Here is a 13257-nt window from a genome sequence, read left to right as displayed (position 1 = left end):
CATCAGGCGCTGAAGTGGTCGTGCAGCCGGCGCAGGGTCTCCTCGATGCCCGCCGCGTTGCGCTTGGCGAAACCCGTGCGCTCGTAGTAGTCGAACCGGTCCTTGAGCGCGCCGGTGTCGCGGTAGTCGAAGGTCTCGGTGACCCGCGACCGGTGCGGCGTGATCTCCTCGACCTCGAATCGCCAATGGTGCCCGAAGGGGTGCCGCCATTCGAGCAGTCGGCCGGGGTTCAGCGCGGTCACGGTGCTGGTGATCCGGTATGGCACGCCTGCCATGCGCATCTTGGTCGAGAATCGCGCTCCTGCAACCAAATCGGCGGGTGCGTCGATGTTCGCGCCGACGGTGCCCGAGCCGTCGAACTCGTGGTGGCGGCGCGGGTCGGCGAGCAGGGCGAACACCTCGGCCGCCGGAGCGTCGACCTCGACGGAGCGGCTGACCTGCCGCGGGCCGTTGTCGACCACCGTGACGCTCATGACAGCGCCTTCGCGCTGACCAGCTCGATGCTGCGATCCCACAGCCGCGCGGCCAGCGCCGCGTCGTCGGCCAGCCGGTTGGGTTTGCGCACCTTGTGTTTGACGTAGTACTCCCCGGAGCGCCAGTCGGTACCGGGCGTCGCCGACGCGAGCCAGACCAGCTCGTCGGAGCCCTGTTCGGGTCCGATCAGCGCCAGATGCCGCAACGGGGTGCGGTACAACAGCCCGAACATCGGATTGCGCACCTCTGCACTGAAATTGGACGCGACCGGCCCGGGGTGGAAGGCCGCCGTCGAGATACCCGCGCCGTGGTAGCGGCGGTGCAGTTCCCGGGTGAACAGGATGTTCGCCAGCTTCGACGAGGCGTACGCCAGGGCGCCGTGCTGGTTCTGGACCACATCGAGGTCGTCGAAGTCGACGCGCACGAACCGGCTCGCCATGCTCGAGGTGTTGAGCACCGCAGCACCGGATTCGGCGAGGCGGTCGAGCAGCAGCGTCGTCAACAGAAGCGGCGCAAGATGATTCACCTGCAGCGTCTTCTCGAAGCCGTCGACGGTGATCTCGCGGGTGTTCATCATCCCGCCCGCGTTGTTGGCCAGCACGTCGATGCGCGGACAGGCCTCGAGCAGCCGGCCGGCGAGTTCGCGGACCTGCGCCAGGTCCGCGAAGTCGCAGACGAAGGACTCCACACCCAGCCCGTCGGCCACGGCGGCCGTCTTCTGCGGCGAGCGACCGACCACGACGACCCGCTCGCCGCTGCGGTGCAACCGTCGCGCCGCAGCGGCGCCGAGGCCGTCGCTGGCACCCGTGATGACGATCGTTCTCCCGGCCATGCACCGAGCCTACGGGGCCGGTATCGCCTCCGGGTTCTTCGGCGGCGGCGGGGTGGGCCACTTGGCCGGCACCGGGGCGTTGCGCACCCGCTGCGGCCACCAGAACCACTTGCCCATCAGTGCCGCGATCGCCGGTGTCATGAACGCCCGCACCACCAGGGTGTCGAACAGCAGGCCCAGGCCGATCGTCGTACCGACCTGACCGATCACGGTCAGCTCACTGACCGCCATCGAGATCATCGTGAACGCGAACACCAGACCCGCAGCCGTCACCACCGACCCCGATCCGCCCATCGCGCGGATGATGCCGGTCTTGAGCCCGGCGTGGATCTCCTCCTTGAGCCGGGAGACCAGCAGCAGGTTGTAGTCCGCGCCGACCGCCAGCAGGATGATCACCGACATCGCCAGCACCATCCAGTGCAGTTCGATGCCCAGGATGTGCTGCCAGATCAGGACCGACAGGCCGAACGACGCCCCCAGCGACAGCACCACCGTGCCGACGATCACGGCCGACGCGACGATGCTGCGGGTGATGATCAACATGATGATGAAGATCAGCGCCAGCGCCGCGATGGCTGCGATCACCAGGTCGTAGGTGTTGCCGTCGTTCATGTCCTTGAACGTCGCCGCGCTACCGCCGAGGTAGATCTTCGAGCCCTCCAGCGGGGTGCCCTTGATCGCCTCCTTGGCGGCGGTCTCGATCCGGTCGATCTTGGCGATGCCCTCCGGGGTGAGCGGATCCCCGTCGTGGCTGATGATGAACCGGACCGCGTGCCCATCGGGCGACAGGAACTGCTCCATTCCGCGTTTGAAGTCGGCGTTGTCGAAGACCTCCGGCGGCAGATAGAACGAGTCGTCGTTCATCGAGGCGTCGAACGCCTCGCCCATGGCCGACGAGTTCTGCTGCATGGCCGCCATCTGATCCTGCATCCCCTTCTGGGTGGAATGCATGTTCAGCATCATGGTCTTCATCGTCTTCATGGTCTGGATCATCTCGGGCATCATCGCGACCATCTGCGGCATGAGCCGGTCCAGCTCTTCCATCTGCGGGACGATCGCCTTGATGTCGTCGGTCATCACGTTGATGCCGTCCAGGGTGTCGAACACCGACCGGATCGCCCAGCAGACCGGGATGTTGTAGCACTTGGGTTCCCAGTAGAAGTAGTTGCGGATCGGCCGGAAGAAGTCGTCGAAGTTGGCGATGCTGTCGCGCAGCGACTCGACGTCGACCACCATCTCCTTCATCTGCAGAACCATCTTGTGGGTGACATCGCTCATCTGCTGAGTCAGGTTCTGCATCCGGGTCATCGTGTCGATGGTGGTCTGCATGTCGTCGGCCTGTTTGAGCATCTGGGCCGTCAGGTCCTCGTTGTACTTCCTGGTCAGCTCCTGGGACGTGCCCTGCATGCTGATCTGGAATGGGATCGAGGTGTGTTCGATCGGCTTACCGTCCGGGCGGGTGATGGCCTGGACGCGGGCGATCCCCTCGACGCGGAAGATCGCCTTGGCGATCTTGTCGATCACCAGGAAGTCCGCCGAGTTCCGCAGATCGTGATCGCTTTCGATCATCAACAGTTCGGGGTTCATCCGGGCCTGCGAGAAGTGCCGGTCGGCGGCGGCGTAGCCCTCGTTGGCCGGCAGGTCGGCCGGCAGATAGCTGCGGTCGTTGTAGTTGGTGCGGTAGCCGGGCAGGGTGAGCAGACCCACCAGCGCCAGCGCGACCGCCCCGACCAGGATCGGACCGGGCCAGCGGACCACCGCGGCACCCATCTTGCGCCAGCCGCGCACCCGCATCGCCCGCTTGGGTTCGAGCAGCCCGAACTTGCTGGCCACCACCACGATCGCCGATCCGAGGGTCAGCGATGCGACGACCGCCACCACCATGCCGATGGCCAGCGGCACACCGAGGGTCTGGAAGTACGGCAGCCGGGTGAAGCTCAGGCAGAACGTCGCACCCGCGATCGTCAGGCCCGAGCCCAGCACGACGTGCGCGGTGCCGCGGAACATCGTGTAGTACGCGGACTCCTTGTCCTCCCCGGTGCCTCTGGCCTCTTGATATCGGCCGATCAGGAAGATCGCGTAATCCGTCGAGGCCGCGATCGCCAGGGTGACCAGGAGGTTGGTCGCGAAGGTCGAGAGCCCGATGATCTCGTGGTAGCCGAGGAAGGACACCACACCGCGCGATGCGGTCAGCGACAGCACGACCATGATCAGCACCGAGATCACGGTCAGCACCGACCGGTAGACCAGCAACAGCATGATGATGATGACGCTGAAGGTGACCGCCTCGATCATCCGCATGCTGCGGTCACCGGCGATGTGCTGGTCGGCGGCCAGCGCCGCCGGTCCGGTCACATACGCCTTCACCCCCGGCGGCGGCTGCAGTCCGGCGATGATCTGCTGAACCGCTTCGACCGACTCGTTGGCCAGTGACTCGCCCTGGTTGCCGGCGAGCTTGACCTGGACGTAGGCCGCCTTGCCGTCATTGCTCTGGGACCCGGTGGCGGTCAGCGGATCGCTCCAGAAGTCCTGCACCGACTGGACGTGCTTCGGGTCGGCCTCGAGCTTGTCGATCATCTGGTCGTAGAACGCGTGGGCGTCGTCGCCGAGCGGTTGCTCACCCTCGAGCACGATCATCACGTTGCTGTCGGAGTCACCCTCCTCGAACAGCTCGCCGACCTTCTGCATCGAGATCATCGACGGGGCGTCCTGCGGGCTCATCGAGACGGCGCGCATCTGGCCGACCTCTTCGAGCTGGGGCACCGAGACGTTGAGGAACGCGATGATCGCGATCCAGATGAGGATGAGCGGCACCGCGAACATGCGGATCAGCCGCGGGATCATCGGGCGTTTGGCCGGGCGTTGCGGCGGAAAGGCGTCGGTCGGCGCTTCGGTGCTGGGGGCGCTCATGCGGACTTCACGAAGCAGTAGGTAAGGGCGTTCACGCCGCTTGCGGTCCTCTCGTCCTTGACTTCATCGTCGACCACGATGCGGCAGCCGATGGAGTTTCCGTCGCCCTGAGCGAGGATGTTGGGGGCTGCGGACGGTGCCGTCGTCTCCAGCACGAGCGTCCAGGGCAGGGCGGCGTTGTCCAGCCGCTGCGGCTTGGCGTCCAGATCCAGGTAGTTGATGTTGGCGTAGCTGCCGGAACCCCAGACCTCGTACCGGACCACCTTCGGGTCGAACGGTTCCGGGTCGTCGGCGAACACCCGGGGGGTCACGGTGATGCCCTCGGAGCCGAAGTAGCCGCGCACCCGGTGCACGGTGAACCCCGCGATCACCACCACCACGATGATGACAATCGGTATCCACATCTTCTTGGCCAGACCCAGCATCTATATCCCCGACACTCGTAGAATCGTCGTCACGGCCGAACGGCCGCGCGGGACACGACCGCATCCCGCGGATTGGCGATGTCTTCTCCGCAATCTTCGCGGATCGCGGCCGACGCCGCGGCATCGGACCCGGCGCCGGGTGTGCGTCCGAATGCCCGAGACACGTCCGATCCTCCTCGATCCTGATGAAAACTTAGCCAATATAACCAGGAACCTTAGAGGATTTAAATGTTTAATGCAGCTTCCGTCTACCAGCGGAGACGCCCGTCACAAGGTCGTCATGGTGTGGCGCCGGTCACTTGGCTCAGGCGGCTGACGTTTAGCTTGGCTAGCGGTATCATCCCCGCCATGAAGGCAAGCAGGACCATCGTGGCCGCCATCGGTTCGATCGCGGCGGCGGCCACGATGTCGCTGACCGTGGCGGCCCCCGCACAGGCCGATCCGGACACCGATTTCGCCAACGAACTCCACACCTTCGGCATCTACGGCCAGAAGGATTACAACGCCTGGATCGGCAAGATCGTCTGCAAGCGGATGCGCACCGGCCTGGACGCCGATTCGGTCGAGGCGCACCGCTTCATCGCCATGAACATGGAGAAGGACACCTCCGCGGAGCAATCGTGGCAGTTCCTCGGCAGCGCGATGAAGTACTACTGCCCGGACAAGCTGTCGCTGTTGCTGCCCGCAGAAGCGCCCGCCTGATCGGAGGTGGGCACACGATGAACACCGGCAACTGTTTGGCGAGCGCCGCGGCGCTGCTGGTCGTCGGGTTGTCGACGGTCGGCGTGGCCCACGCCGAGCCGACCGAATCGAGCGACCCACCCGCCCCGGCTCCGGCTGAGGCGCCGGCAGGGGCACCGGCCGACGCCTCGCCCCCCGCACCCAAGACGCTCATCGACACCGACGGCACCTACGCCGTCGGAACGGACATCCTGCCCGGGACGTACACCTCGGGCGGCCCGGTGGACGACGTCGCCTGCTATTGGAAGCGGGTCGCCGGCGACACGCTTGTCGACAACGCGCTGACCAAGAAGCCGCAGACGGTGCGTATCGAGGTCACCGACACGGCGTTCACCACGAGTCACTGTCAGGCGTGGGTGCTGGCCGACTGCGCAGCGGCGTGTCCGCCGCCGCCTCCCCCACCGGGTCCCGGTGCGTTCTTCGGTGATTTGCGCCGGTTCCTCGGACCGGGTCAGTTCGCGGTGCCCCTGCCCTGAGGATCGGCTGTCGCCCCTCAGGCGGCAGCCGGCGCCGGCTGGACCTGGGCCGGAACGGGGGTGCGCTCGACGCGCTCGCGCGCCTGCATGCTGAAGCAGACGATGCTGGCCACGAAGCTGGCCACTGCGACGACGCCTGCGACGGCGGAGGCGATGACATCCGACGAGCCGATGCCGGCCAGGCAGACCGCCACCGCGATGATCGCGGTGAACAGGGAGAACAGACCGGTCGTGGCCACCGCCTCGGTGGTCGCGTCGCCGGGGGCATTCACGCGCTCGCCCATCGCTGCACTCCTTGTTCCGTCGCTGAGCTTGACGGGCTGTTTCTACCCGCACCGGCGGTGATGCAAACGGCGATCAGTCAGCGCCGGCCCTCGTTCCCCGCACACGCCGACGGCCCGCCGCTGCACGCGACGGGCCGTCAGGAGTTGCACTCGGGTCAGCCGGCCATGAACTGGTCGTAAGCCGACGACAGGTCTGCCGGCAGTACCGAGACGTTGCACTGCCGCTGCGTCTCGCCGATCGGCGCCAGGATCCCCCGCAGTTCGTAGTACTCCTGCGGGTTGGCGGTGAAGTAGCCGCGGATGTTGGCCTCGGCGTCCGGACGCGGCTGGTTCATCGCCGCGGTCACCACCTGATTGGCGCCCGGATGCGCGGCGAGATATCCGCGCGCCGAGCCGGTGACGGAGCTGACGGTGTTAGCCACTCCACTGGCGCTGCAATCCGGCGCAGCCGATGCAGTCGGCGCGGCGATGGTTGCTGCGGCCACCCCACCGAACACCAGCCCGGCGAAAACACCGGCAAGCCCACGACGCGCCGCATTACCACTGTTGATCATGATCACTTCCTCTTCAGGACATTCCGTAATTCAGGGGTTCCCCGCCCGAAAGCCAAGGTACACAAGGCGAATGGGCGTACCGGCCGGTCGATCAGGAGCATCGCGTGCCATTCGGCGGCGTTACCGTGCGGTGATGTGAGCTTGACCGCACTTTTGCCGGTCACCCCGCCTATTCGCTCAGGCAGAACGGCCTTTTCATAGACTTTGCAGGCGTTTCTTAAATGATCGTGATCTGAAGCGATATTGAATCGTTACTCGAGTTATCGACATGCATGCAATTGAGGGATACGTCACAACGACGCCATATCGGGTTATCTGAGAGAGCGGACGGCAACCCGAACTGTGGTGCACCCGAGCGCCGACATCGAAACAGTCAACGCGAAAAGGGGCTGAACTACCTTGACCGACATCGATACCACCAAAATTCTCGCCCAGCTGCGCACGCTGCTGGATCTGACCCACACCGAGATCCAGGTCGCCGAGACCCGCGTCGCCCAGGCCCGTACCGAGGCGGTCCGTACCGAACTCGAGCAGAACGCGAGCAACGGCCGCGACCGCGCGGAGGCCATCGAGACCACCATTCGCGACCTCGGCGGTTTCCCGGACGTCATCGGGCCGTTCCTGGGTCGCGCCGCCGCGGCGGTGAAGGCCCTCACCGAGCAGGCCGAGCCGTTCGACGAGGCGCTGCTCGGCGATCTCGCGCTCGAGGATCAGCTCCTGGACCGGGCGCGCTACCTCAAGGCGCTCGCCGTCGCCGCGAAGAACGCCGATGTGCAGGCTCTCGCCGATCGTCTGATCACCGCTCACGGTGCGACGGTCGAGTGGCTGACCACCGTGCTGGCCGAGGACGCGCTGGGCGGGCCGGCCGCGCTGCGCCGCACTCCGCTGCAGGCCGCGACCGGTATGGCGGTGCGTGCGGTGAACCTGCCGATCACCTGGACCACCCGCAGCGTCGACCGCACGCTGGAGGCCCTGCGTAGCACCGGTCCGGCGTTCAACGAGCTGGTCAACCGTGGCCAGTGGGTCAGTGACGTGGCCGGCAAGGCGCTGAACGCCTCGCGGGACGCCGCACTGGCCGCCGCCGAGCAGGTGACCCGCAACGAGGGCGCGGACGATGCGGCCGACGCGTTGCACACCGCGCGCAGCCGGGCCGGCGTCGTCGATTCCTCCGAGCTGCCGATCGCCGATTACGACGATCTGACCGTCGCCGATGCGGTGGCCGCGGTGAAGGATCTGACCGACGCCTCGGACATCCGCACCGTCGTCGCCTACGAGGAGGCGCACAAGAACCGGTCGCGCGTCGTCTCCGCCGCGCAGACCCGCCTCGCCGCGATCGCACAGGAAGTGGTCGGCATCAGCTGATCCCGCGTTCGAACGTCAGCCCCCGCAGCCGCATGGTTGCGGGGGCTTCGTTCTCTTCGCCGCCCGGCGGGTGCCGCGGGGACCTCGTCAGATCCGTTCGCGGCGGGTGGCCGTCCGCGCCACCAGATAGAGCACCGCACCCACCGCGAGCAGGATCGCGGCGAACAGCCACACCTGGGCGCTCTGCTGGGTCAGCAGCACGACGCAGGACACCACCCCCAGCACCGGCACGAAGCTCCACACCCGGAAATGTTCGTGGTCGACGGTGTCACGACGTAACACGAGCACCGCGATGTTGGTCGAGATGAACACGAACAGCAACAACAGCACCACCGTCTCGGCCAGCATCCCGAGGTCACCGGTCAACGTCAGCAGCATGGCCACTGCGGTGGTCGCGACGATCGCGACCCACGGCGTGCGGCGCTGTGGCAGCACCCGGCTGAGCACGACCGGCAGCAGCCCGTGCTCGGCCATGCCGTAGGTGAGCCGACTGGACATGATCATCGTCAGCAGGGCGCCGTTCGCGACCGCCACCAGGGCGATCGCGCTGAACAGCCAGTCGGGCACCCCGACGCCGGTGGCGCCGACGACGGCCAGCAGCGGACCCGACGAGCCGGCCAGTTCACCCGGCGGTAGCGCCGTGGCACTGGCGATACCGACCAACGCGTACACCACGCCGGCGGTGATGAGCGCCCCGAACAGCGCGGTCGGATACACCTTGCTGGGATTGCGGATCTCCTCGGCGACATTGGCCGAGGTCTCGAAGCCGACGAACGAGTAGTAGGCGATGATGGCGCCGCCCAGGATCGCCAGGGCGGGGGTGGCGCCGTCGGGGAATTCGGTGATCCGGCCGACGTCGCCGCGGCCGCCGCCCACCATGATCGCCACCGCGATGATCACGATCAGCAGGCCGGTCAGCTCGACGATCGTCATGACGACGTTGCTCTTGACCGATTCGCTGATTCCACGGGCGTTGAGGCAGGCGACGAGCAGCAGGAAGACGATCGCCGCGGGCACGGTCGGCACGTCCACGAAGGTCTTGAGATAGTCGCCCGCGAAAGCCAGCGACAGCCCGGCCGCGCTGGTGATCCCCGCGGCGAGCATCGAGAAGCCCACCAGGAACGACACCATCGGCCGTTTGAACGCCCGGTCGGCGAAGACCGCGGCACCGCCGGCGGCCGGATACTTGGTCACCAGCTCCGCATAGGAACCCGCTGTCAGCAGCGCCAGCAACAGCGCCACCACCAGCGGCGCCCACAGCACCCCACCGACGTCGGTGGAGAGCTCACCCATCAGGGCATAGATGCCGGCACCGAGGACGTCACCGAGGATGAACAGGTACAGCAGCGGCCCGGTGATCCGGCGCTTGAGCTTGCCGCCGGTGTCGGCGTCACCGTCGTGTGTCTGGGCCGTCGCATCCGATGCCATGTATGCCTCCTGCCTGCCGGAACCGGTGCAGCACCACATACCCCTCCGGTCGGCGGACAAGCATCCTCGTCAGTAATGCACCCGGAACCCGCCGATCAGCCGGATCAGATTGCCGTCGGGGTCGGCCAATGTCGACAGCCGCACACCCTTGGCGGCGGCCACGACGGGTTCGGGTTCCAGACCCCTGGATCGCAACCCGTCGAGGTGCGCGTCGAGGTCACCGACCGCGATGTTGAGCAGCCCCGACCCCGCGCGCTGCGGGTCGGCGAAGATCTGCGCCCACCCTCCGGGGACGACCTGCCATTCCACCAGCGTCGGCATCGGGTGGTTGTCGGCGTCGCGTCCGAACAGCGCGGCATACCAGCGGCGGCTCGCGCCGACGTCGGACACCGGCACGACCGCGAGCAGGTGGTCGATGGCCACGGTGGCCTCCTTTCGTCGTGGTCCACCGGTACCGACCCGGCGACGGTCCGGATGTCATCGTTCGGGCCGTGGCTACCCTGTCGGGATGACCGAGACGCTCGATGGACGCATCCGGGTGCCGGACGACCTCGACGCGGTCACCGACGTCGGCGTCGAGGACCACTCCGTCGTCGCACCGGCCGGGGTGGAGCGGATCTGGGAGGCGGCCCGGCACTGGTACCGCGCCGGCATGCACCCGGCCATCCAAGTGTGTGTGCGACACCGGGGCCGGGTGGTGCTCGACCGCGCGATCGGCCACGGCTGGGGCAACGGCCCCGACGATCCCGCCGACGCCGAACGAGTGCCGGTCACCACCGCGACCCCGTTCTGCGCCTACAGCGCGGCGAAAGCCATCACCACGACGGTGGTGCACATGCTCGTCGAGCGGGGTCACTTCTCGTTGGACGACCGGGTCTGTGACTATCTGCCCACCTACACCAGCCACGGAAAAGACCGGACCACCATCCGGCATGTGATGACGCACAGCGCCGGGGTGCCGTTCGCCACCGGACCGCGCCCGGATCTCAAGCGGATGGACGACAGCGAGTACGCCCGGGAGATGCTCGGAAAGCTCAGACCGGTGTATCCCCCCGGCCTGGTGCACATCTACCACGGTCTGACCTGGGGCCCGCTGGTGCGGGAGATCGTCTCGGCGGCCACCGGCCGCAACATCCGCGAGATCCTCGCGACCGAGATCCTCGAACCGCTCGGCTTCCGCTGGACGAACTACGGCGTTGCGCCGCAGGATGTCCCGCTGGTGGCGCCGAGCCGAGTCACCGGAAAGCCGTTGCCCGCCCCGATCGCCAAGGCGTTCAAGGTGGCGGTCGGCGGCACGCCGCAGCAGATAATCCCGTTCTCCAACACCCCGGCGTTCCTCACCAGCGTGGTGCCGTCGTCGAGTACGGTGTCGACGGCCTTCGAGCTGTCCCGCTTCGCCGAGATCCTGCGTCGCGGCGGTGAACTCGACGGTGTGCGGGTGCTCTCGCCCGAGACGCTGTACGCCGCGACCCGACAGGCCCGGCGGCTGCGTCCCGACCTCGCGACCGGCCTGATGCCGCTGCGATGGGGCACCGGCTACATGCTCGGCTCCCACCGGTTCGGCCCGTTCGGCCGGGACTGCGCCGAGGCGTTCGGTCACACCGGTCTGACCGACATCGCCGTGTGGGCCGACCCGGCCCGCGATCTCGCCGCCGCGGTGATCAGCAGCGGCAAGCCGGGCCGGCACCGCGAAGCGAACCGCTATCCGGCGCTGCTCGATCGCATCAACGCCGAGATCCCGCGGCGCTGACGGCGCCCATCTCGTCGCCCGCGCGCACCCCGCCGTAGATGCCGCGCCGGACGATCCACGGCTGCAGTACCCGGTCGATCGACCATGACGGGAAACGTACGGCGATTCCGTTGGGCGCGAACACTTCCAGCCCGTCGGGCTGCACTCCCAGCACCGAACCCCAGCGCCGGCCGGGGGGCCGGTAGGCCCGCAGCGGGCGGCCCTGGAAGTCGGCGAGGATGTTGGCGGCCAGCAGCTTGTCCGCGCGGTTGCGGGCCGAACTGCGCAGCGGATCGGTCGCCGCCACGTCACCGATCGCCCATACCCGTTGAGCACCGGCCACTTTCAGCTGTGGCGAGACGACGACGAAGCCCTCGTCGTCGAGCAGACCGGTGGGCAGCCAGCCGGTGTTGGGCCGGACCCGGCCGATCGTCCACAGCACCGCGTCAGCGGGCGACGGCGGTTGTCCGGTGGTCCATTCAACCGGGCCGGTGGTGATGCGATCGCAGGCGAATCCGGTGGGCACCACGGCGCGGTGTCCCGGTCGTAGCACGACCCCCAGGGCAGTGAGCCGGCGGGCGATCCGGGTCCATACCCGCCGATGGTGGCTGGTCAGCGCCTGCGCACCCGGGAAGGCGAGTTCGATGGTCTTACCGGGCCAGCGCAGGGCCAGGTTCGCGGCACTGCTCACCGCCGCCGCCCCGCCGCCCACCACGAGCACCGTCGCGGCCGCGGCCAACTGATTGTGGGCGGTCTGCAGATCGAGGGCGATCTCGTCGGGCCGCTGTATCGCGGGCGTGCGCCAGAAGCCGTTGCTGACACCGGTCGCGATGACCAGCGCATCGTAACTTCCCACGTATTCGGATCCATCCTGACAGGTGGCGGACACCCTGCGCGCCAACGGATCCAGGCCGGTGAGCGTGGCGTGCACGGTGCGCACTGACGCCAACCCGCGGAACCGGTCGAAGGCGATCCAGTAGTCACGCGCCCAGTCCCGGGGCCGGGCCAGCCGCACGCCCAGTTCCTGCCCGCTGACCAGTCCGGGTTTGGTGGAGATGCCCACCACGTCGGCGTGCGGCGCCAACCGCAGCGCAGTCAGCAGACCGCTGTCGCCGAGCCCGGCGACGATGACCCGCGGGCGGGTCATACCCGTGCCCCGCGCGGCGGGCGCGGCACGAAACGGGAGACCCGGGCGACCACGTCGGCGTAGCCGGGCCGACGGGCCAGGCTGCGGTCTTCCATCATCGGAATGCTGGCCCCGAGGAACATCGCCAGCATCGCCGCCGCACCGGCGAACAGCCACCACGCCTGCCCCGGCGCGGCCGCGACACCGATTAGCGCCAGCGCGAACCAGAAGCTGAACTCGCCGAAGTAGTTCGGGTGGCGCGACCAGGCCCAGAGTCCGCGATCCATCACCTCACCGGGCCGGCGGGTGCGGGTGAAGCGGTGCATCTGGTTGTCGGCGACCAGTTCCAGCGCCACCGCCGCGACACCGACGACGAACGCGACCGACGACAGCCACACCCAGCCGCGCCCCGGCGTCGTCACCGCGATGTACACCGGCACCATCCCCAGGAACACCTGCAGCGTCGGGATGAGATGGATGGCCACCAGATCGGCGACGAATTCGAACCGGCCCGCCCGCTCCCGGAACATCGGGTAGCGCCAGTCCTCGTGGTGCAGGCCCGGGAACGCGTACGCCCAGTTCCCAGTGAGCCGCACAGCCCACAGCACCACCACCGTCGCCACCAGTGCGCACCGCAGCGGGTCGGGGTCGGCGGCTTGGCTCCACCACCAGAACAGCAGCACCGGCGGAACCACACTCCAGTAGGCGTCGTAGAAACTGGAGTTGCGGTAGGCCCGGCTGAACGCGAAGACGACCAGCGTCGCCAGCACGTCGGCGATCAGTGTGTCGAGCCACAGCCTCCCGGTCTGCGGGCCCCACCCCAACCAGCCCGCCGCGACCGCCAGGGCGATCACGTAGGCGAGGGTGACCAGGCCCAGGGACGCGGCTTTGCTCCGGTTCGCGGTCACCTCAGCGG

General features: G+C 67.8%; 14 protein-coding genes. 4 read left to right on the top strand and 10 right to left on the bottom strand.

Features of this window, described 5'->3' with window-relative positions; translation table 11 throughout:
* Positions 1-2 precede the first annotated feature (2 nt).
* Genes ACN27E_RS18830 through ACN27E_RS18815 form a run of 4 tightly spaced genes read right to left on the bottom strand, consistent with a single transcriptional unit; the run spans position 3 to position 4641 of the window.
* Positions 3-473 carry an SRPBCC family protein gene (locus ACN27E_RS18830; protein WP_422743741.1) on the bottom strand — a complete coding sequence of 157 codons (471 nt, stop codon included), beginning with the start codon at positions 471-473 and terminating at the stop codon, positions 3-5.
* Positions 470-1306 (bottom strand): SDR family NAD(P)-dependent oxidoreductase, encoded by an 837-nt coding sequence (locus ACN27E_RS18825; protein ID WP_422743739.1) that lies wholly within the window; start codon positions 1304-1306, stop codon positions 470-472. The genes ACN27E_RS18830 and ACN27E_RS18825 overlap by 4 nt, the downstream gene beginning before the upstream one ends.
* 9 nt (positions 1307-1315) lie before the next feature.
* The gene (locus ACN27E_RS18820) at positions 1316-4216 is read right to left on the bottom strand and encodes an RND family transporter (RefSeq protein ID WP_422743738.1); all 2901 of its coding nucleotides are present in this window, start codon (positions 4214-4216) and stop codon (positions 1316-1318) included.
* Positions 4213-4641 (bottom strand): MmpS family protein, encoded by a 429-nt coding sequence (locus ACN27E_RS18815; RefSeq protein ID WP_422743737.1) that lies wholly within the window; start codon positions 4639-4641, stop codon positions 4213-4215. The genes ACN27E_RS18820 and ACN27E_RS18815 overlap by 4 nt, the downstream gene beginning before the upstream one ends.
* 348 nt (positions 4642-4989) lie before the next feature.
* Here ACN27E_RS18815 and ACN27E_RS18810 point away from each other — a divergent pair, with 348 nt between their 5' ends.
* Both ACN27E_RS18810 and ACN27E_RS18805 read left to right on the top strand, forming a co-directional pair.
* Positions 4990-5343 (top strand): DUF732 domain-containing protein, encoded by a 354-nt coding sequence (locus ACN27E_RS18810; RefSeq protein ID WP_422743735.1) that lies wholly within the window; start codon positions 4990-4992, stop codon positions 5341-5343.
* A 17-nt stretch (positions 5344-5360) separates the two neighbouring features.
* On the top strand, positions 5361-5858 hold the full coding sequence (locus ACN27E_RS18805; protein ID WP_422743733.1) for a hypothetical protein: 498 nt from the start codon (positions 5361-5363) through the stop codon (positions 5856-5858).
* Positions 5859-5875: 17 nt separating this feature from the next.
* Here ACN27E_RS18805 and ACN27E_RS18800 read toward each other — a convergent pair whose 3' ends face one another.
* Together ACN27E_RS18800 and ACN27E_RS18795 are read right to left on the bottom strand one after the other, a co-directional pair.
* Positions 5876-6142, bottom strand: a complete 267-nt coding sequence (locus ACN27E_RS18800) for a hypothetical protein (RefSeq protein WP_422743732.1) — start codon at positions 6140-6142, stop codon at positions 5876-5878.
* 155 nt (positions 6143-6297) lie between these two features.
* The gene (locus ACN27E_RS18795; protein ID WP_422743731.1) at positions 6298-6696 is read right to left on the bottom strand and encodes a heme-binding protein; all 399 of its coding nucleotides are present in this window, start codon (positions 6694-6696) and stop codon (positions 6298-6300) included.
* 399 nt (positions 6697-7095) lie between these two features.
* Between ACN27E_RS18795 and ACN27E_RS18790 the strand changes: the two genes are divergently transcribed.
* Positions 7096-8058, top strand: coding sequence for a ferritin-like domain-containing protein (locus tag ACN27E_RS18790; protein WP_422743729.1), 963 nt, complete (start codon positions 7096-7098; stop codon positions 8056-8058).
* Between the two features lie 87 nt (positions 8059-8145).
* Here ACN27E_RS18790 and ACN27E_RS18785 read toward each other — a convergent pair whose 3' ends face one another.
* Positions 8146-9486, bottom strand: a complete 1341-nt coding sequence (locus ACN27E_RS18785) for an APC family permease (RefSeq protein ID WP_422743728.1) — start codon at positions 9484-9486, stop codon at positions 8146-8148.
* A gap of 69 nt (positions 9487-9555) precedes the next feature.
* Positions 9556-9909: a VOC family protein gene (locus tag ACN27E_RS18780; protein ID WP_422743727.1), complete on the bottom strand. Its 354-nt coding sequence runs from the start codon at positions 9907-9909 to the stop codon at positions 9556-9558.
* A gap of 85 nt (positions 9910-9994) precedes the next feature.
* Between ACN27E_RS18780 and lipE the strand changes: the two genes are divergently transcribed.
* A complete protein-coding gene (gene lipE, locus ACN27E_RS18775; protein WP_422743725.1) occupies positions 9995-11236 on the top strand; it encodes a lipase LipE in 1242 nt (413 codons plus the stop codon).
* Here lipE and ACN27E_RS18770 read toward each other — a convergent pair.
* The gene (locus ACN27E_RS18770) at positions 11211-12362 is read right to left on the bottom strand and encodes an FAD-dependent oxidoreductase (protein ID WP_422743724.1); all 1152 of its coding nucleotides are present in this window, start codon (positions 12360-12362) and stop codon (positions 11211-11213) included. The two genes, lipE and ACN27E_RS18770, sit on opposite strands and share 26 nt — an antisense overlap.
* Positions 12359-13249, bottom strand: a complete 891-nt coding sequence (locus ACN27E_RS18765) for a DUF1295 domain-containing protein (RefSeq protein ID WP_422743723.1) — start codon at positions 13247-13249, stop codon at positions 12359-12361. The genes ACN27E_RS18770 and ACN27E_RS18765 overlap by 4 nt, the downstream gene beginning before the upstream one ends.
* Positions 13250-13257 lie beyond the last annotated feature (8 nt).

It is taken from the genome of Mycobacterium sp. WMMD1722 (assembly GCF_049315205.1).
Classification (GTDB): Bacteria; Actinomycetota; Actinomycetes; order Mycobacteriales; family Mycobacteriaceae; genus Mycobacterium.
Note: the sequence above shows the minus strand (reverse complement) of the source record. Positions and strands in the feature narration are given on the sequence as shown.

Bases quoted from the DNA above. Each gene is read 5' to 3' on its own strand.
- ACN27E_RS18830 (WP_422743741.1), bottom strand. From the start codon at position 473: ATGAGCGTCACGGTGGTCGACAACGGCCCGCGGCAGGTCAGCCGCTCC.
- ACN27E_RS18825 (WP_422743739.1), bottom strand. From the start codon at position 1,306: ATGGCCGGGAGAACGATCGTCATCACGGGTGCCAGCGACGGCCTCGGC.
- ACN27E_RS18820 (WP_422743738.1), bottom strand. From the start codon at position 4,216: ATGAGCGCCCCCAGCACCGAAGCGCCGACCGACGCCTTTCCGCCGCAA.
- ACN27E_RS18815 (WP_422743737.1), bottom strand. From the start codon at position 4,641: ATGCTGGGTCTGGCCAAGAAGATGTGGATACCGATTGTCATCATCGTG.
- ACN27E_RS18810 (WP_422743735.1), top strand. From the start codon at position 4,990: ATGAAGGCAAGCAGGACCATCGTGGCCGCCATCGGTTCGATCGCGGCG.
- ACN27E_RS18805 (WP_422743733.1), top strand. From the start codon at position 5,361: ATGAACACCGGCAACTGTTTGGCGAGCGCCGCGGCGCTGCTGGTCGTC.
- ACN27E_RS18800 (WP_422743732.1), bottom strand. From the start codon at position 6,142: ATGGGCGAGCGCGTGAATGCCCCCGGCGACGCGACCACCGAGGCGGTG.
- ACN27E_RS18795 (WP_422743731.1), bottom strand. From the start codon at position 6,696: ATGATCAACAGTGGTAATGCGGCGCGTCGTGGGCTTGCCGGTGTTTTC.
- ACN27E_RS18785 (WP_422743728.1), bottom strand. From the start codon at position 9,486: ATGGCATCGGATGCGACGGCCCAGACACACGACGGTGACGCCGACACC.
- lipE (WP_422743725.1), top strand. From the start codon at position 9,995: ATGACCGAGACGCTCGATGGACGCATCCGGGTGCCGGACGACCTCGAC.
- ACN27E_RS18770 (WP_422743724.1), bottom strand. From the start codon at position 12,362: ATGACCCGCCCGCGGGTCATCGTCGCCGGGCTCGGCGACAGCGGTCTG.